The organism is Asticcacaulis sp. AC460 (assembly GCF_000495795.1).
GTDB lineage: Bacteria > Pseudomonadota > Alphaproteobacteria > Caulobacterales > Caulobacteraceae > Asticcacaulis.
This window is the reverse complement of the sequence record NZ_AWGD01000009.1, coordinates 127,584-142,809: the sequence shown is the minus strand read 5'-3', so window position 1 is coordinate 142,809 and position 15,226 is coordinate 127,584. Positions and strand designations below refer to the sequence as shown.

Genomic DNA, 15,226 nt, shown 5'->3' with positions numbered 1-15,226 from the left:
CCGCCCACGACCGCGCCGGCCGGACCGCCGACCGCGCCGCCGACAATGGCGCCGGCGACAACGCCGCCGCCGGTGGCGTCCTGGTCGCGGTCATAGCAGGTTTCGCGGCGGGAATAGCCGTAGTCGTCACCGGCCATAGCCGGTACAGCCGTTGATACCGCTAATACGGCGGCTACGGCGGTCAGGGTCAATAGTCGTGTCATCAGCCAAACTCCGATCCTTATCGAAGCCAACCCAAGGGGCCTCGCTTATGATCGGATGCTAGGACCGCGTCCCTGTCTGCGCAATTTGGCCCGCCGGTGTATTAACCTTTTGAACCGTAAGTTTTCGGCAAGAAAAAACCCTCCGGATCAAAGGTCCGGAGGGTTATGAGTTCACCCGGGAGAAACGCAAATTCCACAACGGCGAGAGTCGCCACATACGTATCAAGGTAGGATCAGGTTGCTCAGGAAACAATCTGGCGGGAGGGTGGAAAGCCCTCCTGTTTTGTAAATTAGCCATAAGTATTACAATGGGTGGGAATATCCCTTGGCGGCGACGTCGATACGCCGACCGTCAGCCCACAGTTCGGCCCCGGATGGGGTGTCCTCGGACAGGCCAAGGCAGGTGCCGATCTCGTAAAAGCCGGACATGACAAGGGCCTTGGCGCCCTCATCGTCGGCGGCGCACAGGATCTGATAATCATCGCCGCCGGTGACCAGCTCGACCGGCGATAGCCCTGCCCCCATGGCCGTCCGGGCGGCCAGCGAGGTCGGGACCTTGTTCAGGTCGATGCGGATCATCAGCTTGTTGACGCGCGCCATATGGTCGGCATCGGCCAGCAAACCATCGGAAATGTCCATCGAGGCGCGGGCATGGTCACGGACGCAGACCGCCAGGTCCGGCCGGATCTCCGGCAGGTGATAGGCGCTGATGATGTCGTTCTCGTCGGCATGGGTGACGCCGAGGAATTCGCCCTGCAGCGCCTTCAGGCCGAGATAGCCTTGCCCGATATAGCCGCTGACCAGGAGCTTGTCGCCCGGCCGGGCGCCCAGGCGCGACAGGGCGCGGCCCGGCGGCACGCGGCCGAAGATGGTCATGGAGACGTGCAGCGGGCCGTAGGTCGACACCGTGTCGCCACCGAACAGGTCGAGGCCGAAGCGATCCTGTTCGATTTTCAGTCCGCGGACAAAGTCCTGCTTTTCGGAATAGGTGGTGCCGCGCGGCCAGGCGGTGACCAGGGTATAGCCGTAGGGTATGGCGCCCTTGGCGATAATGTCGGACAGGTTGACGCGCATCAGCTTGCGCGCCACCAGGTCCAGCGGGTCGTGTTCGAAAAAGTGGACCCCGGCCACCATGGCGTCGGTCGAGATCACCAGGTCATGATGGCCGTCGGCGGCGATCACAGCGACGTCGTCGATCAGCCCCCTCGCCTCCCTGGCAAGCCCGGCGAGCGGCTTGAACAACTGGTCGATGATCGAGAACTCGTCATGCTGATGCTCACTCATAAGCGAACTCCGGCCCTCTAAAGTGACGATATTACCCCATTAAGGCGAGTTCGCCTGCGCAAAAAGCCGTTACTTGCGCACGTCGCGCGCGACGCCGTCCAGGGCGCCGTTGACGAAGCGGGCTTCGGTTTCGCCGAAGAAGGCGCGAGCGATCTCGACATATTCGTTGATGACGACTTCGAGGCCGACATCGGGGCGGAATTTCAGCTCCCAGGCGCCTGCGCGCAGGATGGCGCGGACCGTGGTGTCGAGACGTTCCAGCCGCCAGCCCGAGGCCAGGCGGTTGGTGATCAGCGGGTCGATGACGCCCTGTTCGCGCACGACGGAACGGGCGCCCTCGGCGAAGAACTCCTCGTCGGCCTGGGCCAGGGGTTCGCCCTCCAGATCGGAATCGAAGCGGTGATCGGCGAACTCGCGGATGACGGTTTCGACGCCGGTGCCCGTGATTTCCATCTGGTAAAGGGCCTGGACTAGGACCAGGCGGGCCACAGTGCGGGCGCGCTTGTCACGTTGGGTCAGCGGCTTGGCACCGGTTTCGGCGTTGAGCTGGTCCATCACGGCTTTCAGGCTTTGCGGCTTGGCGTCGCTCATACCGAGCCCTCCAGCAGCGACTTGCGCAGCGCGATCATGCTGAGGCAGACCTTGGCGACTGTACCGCCCTTGTCGCCTTCGGCGCGGCGAGCGCGCACCCAGGCCTGGTCCTCGTCCTCGACGGTCAGGATGCCGTAGCCGATGGCCAGGCGTTGCTTGTAGGACAGGTCCATCAGGCCGCGCGCCGATTCGAGGCAGACATAGTCGTAATGGGTCGTGTCGCCACGGATGACACAGCCGAGCGCGACATAGCCGTCATAGGATTTGCCCATGGGACGGTGGGCGGCGTCTTCGGCCATGGCGATGGCGGCCGGGATTTCGAAGGCGCCAGGCACGGTGACGACGTCATAGGCGATGTCGTGGGCCTCCAGCGCTTCCTTGGCGCCGGCCAGAAGCTCGTCGGAGATGTCGTCGTAGAAGCGGCTTTCGACGATCAGAATACGGAGCGGATTTTCCTGAGACAAGCGAGTCGTCCTGACTGAACAGAAGTGAAGAGGCGCTCAATAACGCCTAAAGCTTGTGGCACAAAGCCAAATTCGCGAGATTGGACCGGAAACTTGGGTGAAGACATAGTGGGCTGCCCTTATCCTCCACCGCTTTGCCTGCCGGCGAGGCCGGGGGAGGTGTCGAGCAAGTGAGGCCCCTTACGGGCCGAAACGCGTCGAGACGGAGGGGGCGTGACAAGCTCCGAGTTCACGGCTCTCCCTCCGCTTCGACGCGCTTCGCCTGAAGAAGGCTTGCTTGCTCAGCACCTCCCCCGCAAGCGGTGGAGGATAAGGGAAACGCGCCCAACTCTTACAAAGTCTTCCAGTCGATGATCGACAGGCCGTAGCCTTCCAGAGCGGCTGGCTTGGGACGCGTGCCGGACAGGGCTATCATGTCGCGCACGCCCAAATCCAGCAGGATCTGGGCGCCGACGCCATAGTCACGCAGGCCGCGGCTGGCCGGGCCACTCGAGTCGTCGCCGAAGCGTTGCGATAAAACCTTCGGATCCGGATCACGCAGCAACACCATCACCGCCGGTCCGTCGTGCTCGGCCATGATCTGCAGCGCCTTTTCGACATAGCCGGCGCGCATGCTGTCGCCAAAGCCGGCCAGGACGTCTGAAGCCAGATCCAGTTGATGCATGCGCACCAGGGTCGGCTTGCCGGCCTGGGGCAGATGGGTAACCAGGGCCAGGTGCTCCGAACCGTCCAGTTGGTTGCGATAGACGAACAGCCGGAACTGGCCGCCCCACTGGCTGTTGAACGGCCGCTCCAGCACGCGGTCGACAAAGCGTTCGGTGCGGCGGCGGTAGGCGATCAGGTCGGCAATGGTGCCGATCTTCATGCCGTGGGTCTGGGCGAACTTGATCAAGTCCGGCAGCCGCGCCATGGTGCCATCGTCATTGATGATCTCGCAGATCACCCCGGCGGGCGACAGGCCGGCCATGCGCGAGATATCGACGGCCGCTTCGGTATGGCCGGCGCGAACCAGGACGCCGCCGTCGCGCGCCACCAGCGGGAAGACGTGGCCCGGCGAGACAATGTCGCGCGAATCCTTGGTCGGGTCGATGGCGACGGCAATGGTATGGGCGCGGTCGCGCGGCGAAATCCCGGTCGAGATTCCGTCCTTGGCTTCGATCGACACGGTGAAGGCCGTGCCATTACGGGCGCCGTTGTCGTGGACCATCGGAGGCAGGCGCAGGGTTCTCGCGCGCTCGCCGGTGATCGACAAGCAGATCAGGCCGCGGGCGAAGCGCGCCATGAAGTTGATGACGTCGGGCGTGGCCATCTGGGCCGGGATGACGACATCGCCTTCGTTCTCGCGGTCTTCGGCATCGACCAGGATGTACGGCCGGCCGTTACGCGCATCCTCCAGGATGTCCTCGATGGAGGAAATCGGACTGTCGAGATCGCTGGGGACGCTGTGGAGAGTCATATTGTACTACTCAGTTTCGAACCAACGCGCGGCATAGCGCGCCAGGCGGTCGACTTCAAGGTTCACATGGCCTCCGACCTTCGTCTGCGACAAAGTGGTATAGTGCCAGGTGTGCGGAATGATGTTGACGCCGAAGATATCGCCTTCGACTTCGTTGACCGTCAGCGAGATGCCGTCGAGCGCGACCGAGCCCTTCGGCGCGATAAAGCGGTGCAGCGGCGGCGGTGCGCGGAACTTCAGGCGGTAGCTGTCGCCGTCTTGGGTGACGCTGATCAGTTCCGCCAGGCCATCGACATGGCCGGAAACGATATGGCCGCCCAGTTCGTCGCCGATCTTCAGCGCGCGCTCGAGGTTGACCCGGGTGCCGACCTCCCAGGTGTTCAGGTTGGTGACTTGCAGAGTTTCGTTGGAGACGTCGAGGTCGTAGCCGTCTTCGCGGATGGTCACGACCGTCAGGCAACAGCCGGCATGGCTGATCGAGGCGCCCAGCGCCACATCCGACAGATCGAAACCGACCTTCATGGTCAGTCGCACGCCACCCGGCGAACGCTCCAGCGCCGCCACTGTTCCCATGCTGGTAATAATGCCCGTAAACACGTCTTCCGTCCTTTTTGCCGAAGTCAGGGAAAGACTTCGATACTAAATTCGATATTGAGTCTTGCCAGGCGTTGCAAGTCATCCGCTTTCAATACGTCACCGGTATTGTGCAGGCCCGACAGATCAAGAACCAAACTCACCCTGCCACCCGATAAGATAAGCATGTCAAGGAACTCGCTCTGGGGCTCTAATACGATCAACATCTCGCGGAGAGACGCCACAAACTCACGATCTTCACGCTTCGTCCGCCAAGACCAAACTGTGTCGCGATACACTCCCGGCAAAGGGTCGCCTTTTGGCCCCATCCGGGGCGTCCCGACCCGCCACGATCTGGATGGGGCCAGGCTCAAGGCCGAAGAAATCGCCTCGGGATCGATCGTGGGGTGGCGGATAAGCAACCTGACGGAATAGCGCCAAAGATCCTGATCCACCGTCATGCCAGTTCGTAACTTTCCCAGAGGTCGTCGCCGACCGCCTGGACGCCCAGCCGGGTAAAGCGGAACATCTGGTCCAGCCGGTCCAGATTGAGATGCCCGATCACCGGTCGTCCGTCTCCGCCCAAGATGGTACTGGAGCGGAACCATTCAAGTCGGTCGACATAGCCAGCGCGCAGAAAAGCCGTCGCCACAACGCCGCCGCCTTCGACAAACAGACGTTCGATGCCGACCTTGGACAGGGCTGCCAGCGCCGCATCCAAGTCCACGCGTTGGTGTTTCGACGGCACCTTGATAGCCTTGACCTGGGCCGCCAGCATCTCACCGGAAAGCTCACCTGTGGTGACGACATAGGTCGGAATGATCCGCGCCGTCTGAACCATCTTGGCGTGCAGCGGCAGGCGGCCTTTCGAATCGAGCACGACCCGCGTCGGCTGATAGCCTTCGTAGCCATGCAGACGCACAGTCAGTTCCGGATCGTCCTTGATGGCCGTCTCAATGCCGACCAGGACGGCATCATGGCCGGCGCGCAGTTCGTGGACACAGCGGCGCGCTTCTTCGCCGGTGATCCAGCGGCTTTCGCCCGAAGCGGTGGCAATGCGGCCGTCGAGAGTCGTGGCCAGTTTTAGGGTTACCTGCGGTCTCACTTAAGCGTCGTCACTCGGCGAGAGGTCCTGCTCACCCAGTCCACGTTTGATGTCTGGCGGATCCTTGGCCTCGGTCCGCGGCACAGGGGTCGCCTTGGGGGGCGCGCCGTTGTTATGGTTCAGGCCTTCATCACCGAGGAACTTGGCGAAGTCGGACGTTTCGCGGAAGTCGCGATAGACCGAGGCGTAGCGGACATAGGCCACGACATCGAGGCTGCGCAGGGCTTCCATGACCAGGCCGCCGACGGCTTCGGAAGGGATGTCGGTCTCGCCCATGCTTTCGAGCTGACGGACGATGCCCGACACCATGCGATCGATCCGATCCTGGTCGACGGGGCGTTTCCGCAGGGCGATGGCGACCGAGCGTTCCAGCTTGGCGCGGTCGAAGGGTGTGCGCCGGCCAGACCGTTTGACGATCATCAGGTCGCGCAATTGCACCCGCTCGAACGTGGTGAAGCGGCCGCCGCACTCCGAGCACGACCGCCGCCGGCGGATCGCCGCCCCGTCTTCCGACGGGCGCGAATCCTTCACCTGGGTTTCAAGATTTCCGCAGAACGGGCAGCGCATCCTTATCCTTTTTAATGAACCTCGCGCGCACGAACTGATACAACTGCACGAAATTTAGGAGGAGGATCAGTAGCACAAATCCCAGCAAGGTAAAGGCGTGAGCCTGGCCTATCCATATCGCTTTTCCGTGTTCGCGAAGCCAGGCGACGCGAAGGAAGGCTTCGTTGATGCCGCCGCCGATAATCATGTACAGGCTGAGCAGCATGCAGGTCAGATGGATGGGCTTCCACAGCCATTTCGGCTGATGAAACCGGCCGGCCGCCCAGCCGATGGCGATGAAGACCATGGTCGCGATCGCCAGCACATGCGGGAAGAAAAAGGGCGCCGGTGCGGTAGATGGTCAGGCTGAGCGCGCTGCCGACGAACAGGCTTATGGCGTAGATGTCGCCCAGCAGGCGGTGGCGGGCCGTGCCCTTGCGCGTCACCATGATGACGATGGCGCAGACCAGGGCAAGTACGGTCAGCAGGGTGTGAGCCCAGCCGATGATCGAGACGTTGCTCATGGTTATTTCTGCATCTTCAGCGACAGGGACTTGCCGGTCGCAGGCACATCGATGGCGACCGAGTCGAAGCTGGGCGGGCCCATCAGAAATTCCGGCTTGCCCGAAAAGGCCCAGGGTTCGGTCGGCACGCCCATCAGGTTGCGCGCCAGGCGGCCGTCATTGTTCTCGTCCTGGAAGGCGGTGACGGCGTAGCGGCCGGCCGGAATATTATCGAAGGTCGCCGTGACGGTGTTGCCTTTGACGGCGATTCCCTGGCGGCGGCGGCAGGTAAAGGTCGAGAACTCGGCGGCTTCGCAGAGTTGGACCATGACCGTGCCCTTGTCGGGCGTCAGGCTGGTGAACTGGACGGTAACCGTGCCCGGTTGGGCGGCGAACATAAGGGCGGCGGCAGCAAGTGAAAGCACGACTCAATCTCCATTGTTAGAAAGTACTTTAATTTATAAAGTTCTTTTACGTGGAGTCAAGCGGCAACAAAAAGCCCCCGCCGGAGCGAGGGCTTCATGTCGGAAATCCTTTTAGGATCAGCCGTAGATCGGGAACCGGGCCGTCAGCTTCAGGACCTCTTCGCGGACCTTGGCCTGGACGGCGACGTCGGGCTCGCCGCTGTTCGACTTCATACCGTCGACCACATCGGCGATCAGGTTGCCGATGATGCGGAACTCGGCTTCGGTAAAGCCGCGGGTCGTACCCGCCGGGGTGCCCAGACGGACGCCCGAAGTGATGGTGAAGGGCTGCGGGTCGAACGGAATACCGTTCTTGTTGCAGGTGATGAAGGCCGCTTCCAAAGCCGCTTCGGTCGCCTTGCCGGTCTGACCCTTGGAGCGCAGGTCGACCGACATGACGTGGCTGTCGGTGCCGCCGGTGACGATGGCCAAGCCGCGCTCGATCAGGGTGTCGGCCAGCACCTGGGCATTCGTGACGACCTGGCGGGCATAGGCCTTGAACGACGGTTGTAAGGCTTCGCCGAACGAGACGGCCTTGGCGGCGATGACGTGCATCAGCGGGCCACCTTGAAGACCCGGGAAGACGGCCGAGTTGATCTTCTTGCCCAGCGCTTCGTCGTTGCTGAGGATCATGCCGCCGCGCGGACCGCGCAGGGTCTTGTGCGTGGTGGTGGTGACCACATGGGCGTGCGGCAGCGGATCCGGATAGACGCCGCCGGCGACCAGGCCGGCATAGTGGGCCATGTCGACGAACAGATAGGCGCCGACCGAATCGGCGATCTCGCGGAAGCGCTTGAAATCGATATGGCGCGGGTAGTTGGAGGCGCCGGCGATGATCAGCTTGGGCTTATGCTGTTCGGCGAGCTGAGCGACCTGGTCGTAGTCGATGGTGTTGTCGCCCTGGGTCACGCCGTAGGGCACGACGTTGAACCACTTGCCCGACTGGTTGGCCGGCGAGCCGTGCGTCAGGTGACCGCCGCAGGCCAGATCCATGCCCATATAGGTGTCGCCGGGCTGCAGCAGCGAGAAGAAGACCGCCTGGTTGGCCTGGGCGCCGGAGTGCGGCTGGACGTTGGCGAAAGCGCAGTTGAACAACTGCTTGGCGCGTTCGATGGCCAGTTTCTCGGCTTCGTCGACATATTCGCATCCACCGTAGTACCGGCGGCCGGGGTAGCCTTCGGCGTATTTGTTGGTCAGGACCGAGCCCTGGGCTTCCAGAACCGCTTTCGAAACAATGTTTTCCGAGGCGATCAGCTCGATCTGGTCCTGCTGGCGATGCAGTTCGCCCTTGATGGCGTGCAGCACGGCTTCGTCGGCCGTAGCCAGGTCATTGTGGAAGAAGCCCTCGGGGCGAAAAGCGGATGCATTGGCGGGAGCGTTCAAGATGACAAGTCCTGTAACTGGAAAAGGATCGGGAGATGTGGCAGCGTTTACGCTTTCAGGGCCGTGAGGGCAAGCGACTTACAGGGAGGATGGGGTTATGCGTACATTTCTGCTGGCTTTGGGTGTGGGTCTGGCCGCTGCGCCAGCGGTGGCCGCGCCGTTCCAGGCGGTCGATGCGTCAACAGACCGCATCATATTCCTCGACCAGGCGACAGTGACGCAGAACGGCGATATCGCCGAGGGCGATGTGCTGTTTGCGATTCGCAAGGATGGCGGTCGCAACATCTACCTTCTGGCGCGGGTGAAGGCCGACTGCAACGCCAGCAGCATGTGGACCACGAAGCAGACCTTTCTGGATGAAACCGGCGCGGTATTGCAGACCATCGTCGAAGATCAGGCACCGCAGGTCGCGTCAGGCATCGGCGTGGCTATTGTCGAGACCCTGTGTACCGGAATTTCACCCAATGCCACCACGGCCGGTGTGAGCCACGATACGCTGCAAAGCGCGCTGACCCATGGCAAGAAGTTCCTGGCGCACCACGCCGGGAGTTAGAGGCCGGCCAGCGCCCTCACCTGCTCGACCACGGTCGTGTTTTGGATAAGCATATAGCTTGCAAACAGCAAGGCGATAACGTTGAGCGAGTAGATCAGCCCGCGCGCCGTGGCGTAGCTGGTGCGCTTGATCGCAAAGCGTTGGTGCTGCGGGCTGCTTTCCCAGCCATGCCCCTCATCGCCATAGCGCCGTTCCAGTTCGCGGATATAGGCCGTGCGCCACAGCACCGACTTGTTCAACCCGATGATATAGAGGGTGAAGGAAACCGAGATGAACAGCGGCACGAAAAACAGGATGAGATAGAGACCGTCATTGAAGGTCTTATAGTTGGACACCACCCAGGTCATGGTCGCGGCCACAGCTATGAGCATGAACCGGAAAGAGTCGTCGACCTGCTTCATCTTGAGCAGAATCTCTTCCTTCAGTTTGGTGTATTCAGCGATATGAAACGCTTCCGACATGACGCCTCCCCAGCGGTAGGTGAGCATATGTCGATGTGGTTAAAAGCGGAAGTGGATTCGCGTTTTAGACCGTGATGCCGGGTTTCGGCGGCGGCTTACGGGCGGCCAGCTTGTTCTTCAGCTTCTGCACGGCCAGGCGTTTGACACCTTCGGGGTCGTTGAGCGGACCTATGGCCATGGCTTCCTCACCGGTGGCCGCATCGATGGCCGTGCACTTGAGGAAATTACCGTTGCGGAGGAGTTCGAGGTAGATTTCGGACATGGCTGAGAGTGTAGCGGAAAGGTCTGAGTCTGTCCAAAGCGACGTAAGAAGGGTTGTCCAGTAGAGTCGAGGAAAGGCGCGGCTTGGAGGGTGTCTCATGGTTCCGTTTCCCTTCCCCGCTCATCAAACCGGACGTGCGGCTTTCCCGCATCCGGCTTTCCGACTGATTTCCTCTGAGGCGCAGTCCACGACTTCCCTTTCGAGGCCTGCTCAGACTTCACTCACACTACAGCCCATCTTTCGCTAAATCTCCATAAGAGACCTTTGTCACAGGGCTTCAGTCATGCCGGTTACCCAACAAAACCGCCTGTCAGCTTCCGGGCCAACCGACCATTGCCCGGGTGGGACTTGCACCCACGTGTTTAACCGCGCCTTCGGGGCGCACCAGATAAGCCAGATAAGTCAGATGGACAGCGTCAACGCGTGCCTGCCGACACATAATGCGCACAGGGATTAAAGCGCTTCGCCCAGGAGGTAACTGGCATGAAAAAGGCGGACCGTCGGCCCGCCTTCTAAGTCTTAGTTGGACGCTACGGGAGCAGCGGCCGGCGGCGGCGCAAGGTCCTTGACCGGTACCGTCACGTCACACACCGAGAAGCCGTCGCCCTTTTCCTTCAGGACGCCGTCCAGCATGGTTTTGAACTGAGGTGAATTGGTATCCATGATGATGAGCTGGGGGCGTTCGGCCTGCGGAATATCGGCCAGGATACGGACCGTAATCATCTTGTCCGGATTGACCGGCGGCTCACCGATCTTCAGCTTGCGCACCACATCCAGGCCGGACACGACGGTACCCAGCGCCGTATAGCGGGTTTCAAGGAAAGAACTTGTGCCGCGCATCAGGAAGAACTGGCTGTTGGCGGAGTTGGGCTGCGAGTCGCGCGCCATGCCCAGAGCGCCCTGGCAGAACAGACCCCAGGCATTGACCTTGCCGTCGGCGGACATGGCCATCAGTTCGTTGACCTGGGACTTGACCGGCATGGCGCCGACAAAACCGACCTGGGAACCGACCGGAGTCGCCGCAACCACCAGCGGGAAAGCGCTATTGCGGCGGGTGGTGAATTCGGCCGTCAGGTCCGGCAGTTCCGAACCGCCCTGGCCGGTACCCTGCGGGTCCCCGGTCTGGGCCATGAAGTCTTCCATGACGCGATGGAAGATCAGCCCGTCATAAAAATGCTGACGGGTCAGGGTCTTCATGCGCTCGACATGGCCCGGCGCCAGTTGCGGCGACATTTCAACGACGACACGGCCCTTGGTCGTATCGATGACCAGCGTGTTCTCAGCGTCCAGATTCCGGTAGCCCGGTTCCAGGGTCTGGGCGCCTACTGTACCAGCAAGAGCCGCAAAGGCCGCCGCCCCCACCAAGAGCGCCTTTTTCAAAACTGACATATTTCGTCCCGCTGTGACTGTTCGACTAGCTTCTTACCTTGGCGAGGAGGCGTTTTTCAACACTTTCCGCCACGAAGGGACGGATACTGCCCCCTAATTGAGCTATTTCTTTGACCAGGCGTGACGCAATAGCCTGATGACGGGGGTCGGCCATCAGAAAAACCGTCTCGATATCGCGGTTCAACTGCTGGTTCATCGCCGTCATCTGGAACTCATATTCGAAGTCGGCAACGGCGCGCAGGCCCCGAATAATCACCGAGGCGCCGATCTCTTCGGCAAAGTGCATCAACAGGCTGGAAAACGGCCGCACCTCGATATTGCCGAGATGTGCCGTCTGTTCGACAATCATCTCGACCCGTTCATCCAGGCTGAAGGTCGGTCCCTTGCCGGGATTACACGCCACGCCGATGACCAGCTTATCGACCAGTTTCACCGCCCGGCCGATAATATCGGTATGGCCGTTGGTGATCGGGTCAAAGGTTCCCGGATAAAGTCCGATCCGCATGCGCCGCCCCTGTGTTGGGTTTTACGTTTCGTTTGTGGCCACGGGCGACTCTTCGGCCCCGGCTTCATCTTCGCCGCTGTCGGGCAAACGTTCGACCGACACCACGCGTTCACCACCCGCCGTGCGGAAGATGGTCACGCCCTGGGTGTTGCGGCCGGCGATACGCACCTGCTTGACGCTGGTCCGGATCAGTTGCCCGCCCTGGGTGACCAGAAGGATGCCATCCGTTGCCTCGATCGGGAAACAGGCCGCCAGCTTGCCGCCGCGCTTGCTCATATCCATGGCGACGATGCCCTGCCCGCCCCGGCCGGTACGGCGGAATTCGAACGAGGAACTGCGCTTGCCGAAGCCGACATCCGAAATGGTCAGGATGAACTCTTCCTGGGCCTTCAGTTCGGCATAGCGTTCGTCGGTCAGTTCAGCGATGTCCGAGGTCTCTTCGGCCTCGTCTTCGACGACCGCCGGTGCTTCGTCGTCGGCATTGCCGTTGGCGGCAGCGCGTTCGGCCGAAGCCCGCTTGAGATAGGCTGCGCGTTCGGCGGCGACGGCATCGGAACGCTTCAGGATGGCCATGGAGATGACCGTGTCGTCGCCCAGCAGTCGGACGCCCCGCACGCCGGTCGAATCGCGGCCCTTGAAGACGCGGACCTCATCGACGGCAAAACGGATCGCCCGCCCGCCCGAGGTCGACAGCAGCACGTCCTGATCGTCGCTGCAGATGGCTACGCCGACAATGGCGTCGCCCTCCTCCAGCTTCATGGCGATCTTGCCGGCACGATTGACATTGGCGAAGTCCGACAGCTTGTTGCGGCGGATATCGCCGGACCTGGTGGCGAACATGACGTCCAGCTTGTCCCAGCCGGCCTCTTCTTCGGGCAGGGCCAGGATGTTGCTGATATTGTCGCCCAGCTCGATCGGCAGCAGGTTGACGAAAGCCTTGCCCTTGGATTGCGGGTTGCCCACGGGCAGACGCCACACCTTCAGTTTGAAGGCCTTGCCCGTCGACGAAAAGAACAGCATCGGCTGGTGCGTTGAGGCGGTATAGACGCCGATAATGGCGTCCTCGTCCTTCATGGTCATGCCGGAGCGGCCCTTGCCGCCGCGATGCTGCTCACGGTACATCGACAAAGGCGTGCGCTTGACGTAACCGGAATGGGTGACGGACACGACCATGTCCTCACGCGGGATCAGGTCTTCGTCTTCGATGTCGCCTTCGGATTCGGCGATCTGAGTCCGGCGCGGCACGGCGAACTGTGCCCTGATCTCGACCAGTTCCTCACGAACGATCCCAATGATCCGTTCGCGCGACGACAGGATTTCAAGATAGCCGGCAATGGCATCGGACAGGGCCCTGGCTTCGTCGCCGATTTCATCACGGCCCAGGCCGGTCAGGCGCGACAGGGTCAGGGCCAGGATGGCGCGAGCCTGCTCGTCGGTCAGACGGACCTGGGCGCCTTCCAGCACAATCGAGCGCGGGTCGGCAATCAGGTCGATCAGCGGCGCCATGTCGCCCGACGGCCAGGTCTTGGCGCACAGGCGCTCACGCGCTTCGCTGGGGTCGGCGGAGGAGCGGATGATGTGGATGACTTCGTCGATATTAGCGACGGCGATGGTCAGGCCGACAAGGACGTGGCCGCGATCGCGCGCCTTATTCAGCTCGAAGCGGATGCGGCGGACGACGACGTCTTCGCGGAAGTCGAGGAAGATATCGAGCAGACGGCGCAGGCCCATCTGCTGCGGCCGGCCGTGGTCCAGCGCCAGCATGTTGACGCCGAACGAGGTCTGCAAAGCCGTAAAGCGATAGAGCTGATTCAGGATGACGTCGCCCGAGGCGTCGCGCTTCAGTTCGACGACGACGCGCATACCTTGACGGTCGGATTCGTCGCGGACGTCGGAAATGCCTTCGATCCGCTTGTCGCGGACCAGCTCGGCGATGTGTTCGATCATGGACGCCTTGTTCACCTGATACGGGATCTCGGTGATGACGATGCCTTCGCGGTCCTTGCGAATGGTTTCGATACTGGCCTTGCCGCGGGTGACGACCGAGCCGCGGCCGGTCATCAGCGCCAGGCGGGCGCCGGAACGGCCCAGAATCTCGCCGCCGGTCGGGTAGTCCGGTCCGGGAACAATGACCAGCAGGTCTTCCATCGACACCGACGGGTCGTCAAGGACGGCCAGGCAGGCGTCGACGATTTCGCCCAGATTGTGCGGCGGGATGTTGGTCGCCATGCCGACGGCGATGCCGCCGGCGCCATTGACCAGCAGGTTGGGAATGCGCGACGGCAGGACCGACGGCTCGCGACGGCTGCCGTCGTAGTTGTCGGTGAAATCGATCGTCTGTTTTTCGATGTCGGCGACCAGGGCCTCGGCGGCCTTGGTCATCCGGCTTTCGGTGTAACGCATGGCGGCCGGCGGATCGCCGTCAACGGAGCCGAAATTGCCCTGGCCGTCGACCAGCAGCAGACTCATCGAGAAGGGCTGGGCCATGCGGACCAGGGCGTCATAGATGGCGCTGTCACCGTGCGGGTGATAGCGGCCCATGACGTCACCGACGATGTTGGCCGACTTAACGTACTTCTTGTCCGAGGTCCGGCCTTCCTCGTGCATGGCATAGATGATGCGCCGGTGCACAGGTTTCAGGCCGTCGCGGGCATCGGGAAGCGCCCGCGAGACGATGACGCTCATGGCATAGTCGAGATAGGAGCGTTTGAGCTCATCCTCGATCGAAATATAGGCGATGCCCTGCGGCGCAGGCGCCATACCTCCAGAAGAAGGGCCTCCGGAAGAAGGCACGGGGAGCTCATCATCGCCGTTGGTCGTATCGTTCATTTAGTCACTGTCTTGGGTTTGTGGAGAAACGGACGGCGTCGTACCGTCCGCCTCCACGGATTACTCTGGGTTATGACTGATCTATTAGAACGGAATCTCGTCGTCCAGATCGAAATTCTGCGCCGGGCCGGAGGCCGGGGCGCGTTGGCCTGCGGAAGCCGGCGGACCGCCGTAGCCATTGTCTTCGTAGTCGTTGTAGCCGCCGCCACCGCCGCTGTTCTCGCTGCGGCCACCGCCGTCGCCACGACCGCCCAGCAGGGTCAGTTCACCACGGAACTTCTGCAGCACCACCTCGGTCGAGTACTTTTCGACGCCGCTCTGGTCTGTCCACTTGCGGGTCTGCAGGCTGCCTTCCAGGTAGACGGTAGAGCCCTTGCGCAGATACTGTTCGGCGATCTTGGCGAGGTTGTCATTGAAAATGACAACCCGGTGCCACTCGGTTTTTTCCTTGCGTTCGCCGCTCATCTTGTCGCGCCACTGTTCCGAGGTCGCAACGGTCAGATTGGCGACGCGGTCGCCCGAATTGAGGGTACGGATTTCCGGATCCTTGCCGAGATTACCGATAAGGATGACCTTGTTGACACTGCCTGCCATGGGATTTTCGCTTTCTTCTCTCTACCGCACGATTTCCGCGCTTCTTGCGGCGGAGCGGCAA

The 15,226-nt window shown here is 61.9% G+C and carries 17 protein-coding genes and 2 pseudogenes; 1 reads left to right on the top strand and 18 read right to left on the bottom strand.

Features of this window, described 5'->3' with window-relative positions; translation table 11 throughout:
- The 12 genes and pseudogenes from ABAC460_RS50085 to glyA all read right to left on the bottom strand — a co-directional run.
- Nucleotides 1–203: pseudogene (locus ABAC460_RS50085) on the bottom strand (hypothetical protein); the annotation flags it as partial.
- A 303-nt stretch (nucleotides 204–506) separates the two neighbouring features.
- On the bottom strand, nucleotides 507–1,487 hold the full coding sequence (thiL, locus tag ABAC460_RS30785) for a thiamine-phosphate kinase (RefSeq protein WP_023452468.1): 981 nt from the start codon (nucleotides 1,485–1,487) through the stop codon (nucleotides 507–509).
- 69 nt (nucleotides 1,488–1,556) lie between these two features.
- Complete coding sequence (nusB, locus tag ABAC460_RS30780) at nucleotides 1,557–2,078, bottom strand: transcription antitermination factor NusB (RefSeq protein WP_023452467.1); 522 nt, start codon at nucleotides 2,076–2,078, stop codon at nucleotides 1,557–1,559.
- Nucleotides 2,075–2,542 carry a 6,7-dimethyl-8-ribityllumazine synthase gene (locus tag ABAC460_RS30775; protein ID WP_023452466.1) on the bottom strand — a complete coding sequence of 156 codons (468 nt, stop codon included), beginning with the start codon at nucleotides 2,540–2,542 and terminating at the stop codon, nucleotides 2,075–2,077. Before ABAC460_RS30775 ends, nusB begins: the two co-directional genes overlap by 4 nt.
- A 331-nt stretch (nucleotides 2,543–2,873) precedes the next feature.
- On the bottom strand, nucleotides 2,874–3,998 hold the full coding sequence (gene ribB / locus ABAC460_RS30770) for a 3,4-dihydroxy-2-butanone-4-phosphate synthase (RefSeq protein WP_023452465.1): 1,125 nt from the start codon (nucleotides 3,996–3,998) through the stop codon (nucleotides 2,874–2,876).
- A gap of 6 nt (nucleotides 3,999–4,004) precedes the next feature.
- Nucleotides 4,005–4,595, bottom strand: coding sequence for a riboflavin synthase (locus tag ABAC460_RS30765; protein ID WP_023452464.1), 591 nt, complete (start codon nucleotides 4,593–4,595; stop codon nucleotides 4,005–4,007).
- Between the two features lie 23 nt (nucleotides 4,596–4,618).
- Nucleotides 4,619–5,032: a DUF4279 domain-containing protein gene (locus ABAC460_RS30760; RefSeq protein ID WP_023452463.1), complete on the bottom strand. Its 414-nt coding sequence runs from the start codon at nucleotides 5,030–5,032 to the stop codon at nucleotides 4,619–4,621.
- The gene (locus tag ABAC460_RS30755; protein ID WP_023452462.1) at nucleotides 5,029–5,676 is read right to left on the bottom strand and encodes a RibD family protein; all 648 of its coding nucleotides are present in this window, start codon (nucleotides 5,674–5,676) and stop codon (nucleotides 5,029–5,031) included. The genes ABAC460_RS30760 and ABAC460_RS30755 overlap by 4 nt, the downstream gene beginning before the upstream one ends.
- Nucleotides 5,677–5,793: 117 nt before the next feature.
- A pseudogene (nrdR, locus tag ABAC460_RS30750) lies at nucleotides 5,794–6,243 on the bottom strand (transcriptional regulator NrdR); the annotation flags it as partial.
- Nucleotides 6,215–6,529, bottom strand: a complete 315-nt coding sequence (locus tag ABAC460_RS30745; protein ID WP_155914590.1) for a hypothetical protein — start codon at nucleotides 6,527–6,529, stop codon at nucleotides 6,215–6,217. The gene ABAC460_RS30745 and the pseudogene nrdR, both read right to left, overlap by 29 nt.
- 219 nt (nucleotides 6,530–6,748) lie before the next feature.
- Nucleotides 6,749–7,150 carry a DUF2141 domain-containing protein gene (locus tag ABAC460_RS48160; protein ID WP_023452459.1) on the bottom strand — a complete coding sequence of 134 codons (402 nt, stop codon included), beginning with the start codon at nucleotides 7,148–7,150 and terminating at the stop codon, nucleotides 6,749–6,751.
- Between the two features lie 117 nt (nucleotides 7,151–7,267).
- Nucleotides 7,268–8,572 (bottom strand): serine hydroxymethyltransferase, encoded by a 1,305-nt coding sequence (gene glyA, locus ABAC460_RS30735; RefSeq protein WP_023452458.1) that lies wholly within the window; start codon nucleotides 8,570–8,572, stop codon nucleotides 7,268–7,270.
- 97 nt (nucleotides 8,573–8,669) lie between these two features.
- Between glyA and ABAC460_RS30730 the strand changes: the two genes are divergently transcribed.
- On the top strand, nucleotides 8,670–9,125 hold the full coding sequence (locus ABAC460_RS30730; RefSeq protein WP_023452457.1) for a hypothetical protein: 456 nt from the start codon (nucleotides 8,670–8,672) through the stop codon (nucleotides 9,123–9,125).
- Here the strand turns inward: ABAC460_RS30730 and ABAC460_RS30725 are convergent.
- The 6 genes from ABAC460_RS30725 to ssb form a co-directional block, all read right to left on the bottom strand.
- Complete coding sequence (locus tag ABAC460_RS30725) at nucleotides 9,122–9,586, bottom strand: hypothetical protein (protein WP_155914589.1); 465 nt, start codon at nucleotides 9,584–9,586, stop codon at nucleotides 9,122–9,124. The two genes, ABAC460_RS30730 and ABAC460_RS30725, sit on opposite strands and share 4 nt — an antisense overlap.
- Before the next feature lie 64 nt (nucleotides 9,587–9,650).
- Entirely contained in the window at nucleotides 9,651–9,848 is a 198-nt protein-coding gene (locus ABAC460_RS30720; RefSeq protein ID WP_023452455.1) for a DUF6898 family protein, read from the bottom strand.
- Nucleotides 9,849–10,367: 519 nt separating this feature from the next.
- Nucleotides 10,368–11,237: a peptidylprolyl isomerase gene (locus ABAC460_RS30715; protein ID WP_023452454.1), complete on the bottom strand. Its 870-nt coding sequence runs from the start codon at nucleotides 11,235–11,237 to the stop codon at nucleotides 10,368–10,370.
- A 25-nt stretch (nucleotides 11,238–11,262) separates the two neighbouring features.
- Nucleotides 11,263–11,742 (bottom strand): pantetheine-phosphate adenylyltransferase, encoded by a 480-nt coding sequence (gene coaD / locus ABAC460_RS30710; RefSeq protein WP_023452453.1) that lies wholly within the window; start codon nucleotides 11,740–11,742, stop codon nucleotides 11,263–11,265.
- Between the two features lie 21 nt (nucleotides 11,743–11,763).
- The gene (gyrA, locus tag ABAC460_RS30705) at nucleotides 11,764–14,571 is read right to left on the bottom strand and encodes a DNA gyrase subunit A (RefSeq protein WP_031236480.1); all 2,808 of its coding nucleotides are present in this window, start codon (nucleotides 14,569–14,571) and stop codon (nucleotides 11,764–11,766) included.
- An 84-nt stretch (nucleotides 14,572–14,655) separates the two neighbouring features.
- On the bottom strand, nucleotides 14,656–15,165 hold the full coding sequence (gene ssb / locus ABAC460_RS30700; protein ID WP_023452451.1) for a single-stranded DNA-binding protein: 510 nt from the start codon (nucleotides 15,163–15,165) through the stop codon (nucleotides 14,656–14,658).
- Nucleotides 15,166–15,226 lie beyond the last annotated feature (61 nt).

Excerpts from the sequence above, each read along its gene's own strand:
- thiL (WP_023452468.1), bottom strand. The coding sequence starts at position 1,487 with ATGAGTGAGCATCAGCATGACGAGTTCTCGATCATCGACCAGTTGTTC.
- nusB (WP_023452467.1), bottom strand. The coding sequence starts at position 2,078 with ATGAGCGACGCCAAGCCGCAAAGCCTGAAAGCCGTGATGGACCAGCTC.
- ribB (WP_023452465.1), bottom strand. The coding sequence starts at position 3,998 with ATGACTCTCCACAGCGTCCCCAGCGATCTCGACAGTCCGATTTCCTCC.
- ABAC460_RS30760 (WP_023452463.1), bottom strand. The coding sequence starts at position 5,032 with ATGACGGTGGATCAGGATCTTTGGCGCTATTCCGTCAGGTTGCTTATC.
- ABAC460_RS30745 (WP_155914590.1), bottom strand. The coding sequence starts at position 6,529 with ATGGTCTTCATCGCCATCGGCTGGGCGGCCGGCCGGTTTCATCAGCCG.
- ABAC460_RS30730 (WP_023452457.1), top strand. The coding sequence starts at position 8,670 with ATGCGTACATTTCTGCTGGCTTTGGGTGTGGGTCTGGCCGCTGCGCCA.
- ABAC460_RS30725 (WP_155914589.1), bottom strand. The coding sequence starts at position 9,586 with ATGTCGGAAGCGTTTCATATCGCTGAATACACCAAACTGAAGGAAGAG.
- ABAC460_RS30720 (WP_023452455.1), bottom strand. The coding sequence starts at position 9,848 with ATGTCCGAAATCTACCTCGAACTCCTCCGCAACGGTAATTTCCTCAAG.
- ABAC460_RS30715 (WP_023452454.1), bottom strand. The coding sequence starts at position 11,237 with ATGTCAGTTTTGAAAAAGGCGCTCTTGGTGGGGGCGGCGGCCTTTGCG.
- coaD (WP_023452453.1), bottom strand. The coding sequence starts at position 11,742 with ATGCGGATCGGACTTTATCCGGGAACCTTTGACCCGATCACCAACGGC.
- gyrA (WP_031236480.1), bottom strand. The coding sequence starts at position 14,571 with ATGAACGATACGACCAACGGCGATGATGAGCTCCCCGTGCCTTCTTCC.
- ssb (WP_023452451.1), bottom strand. The coding sequence starts at position 15,165 with ATGGCAGGCAGTGTCAACAAGGTCATCCTTATCGGTAATCTCGGCAAG.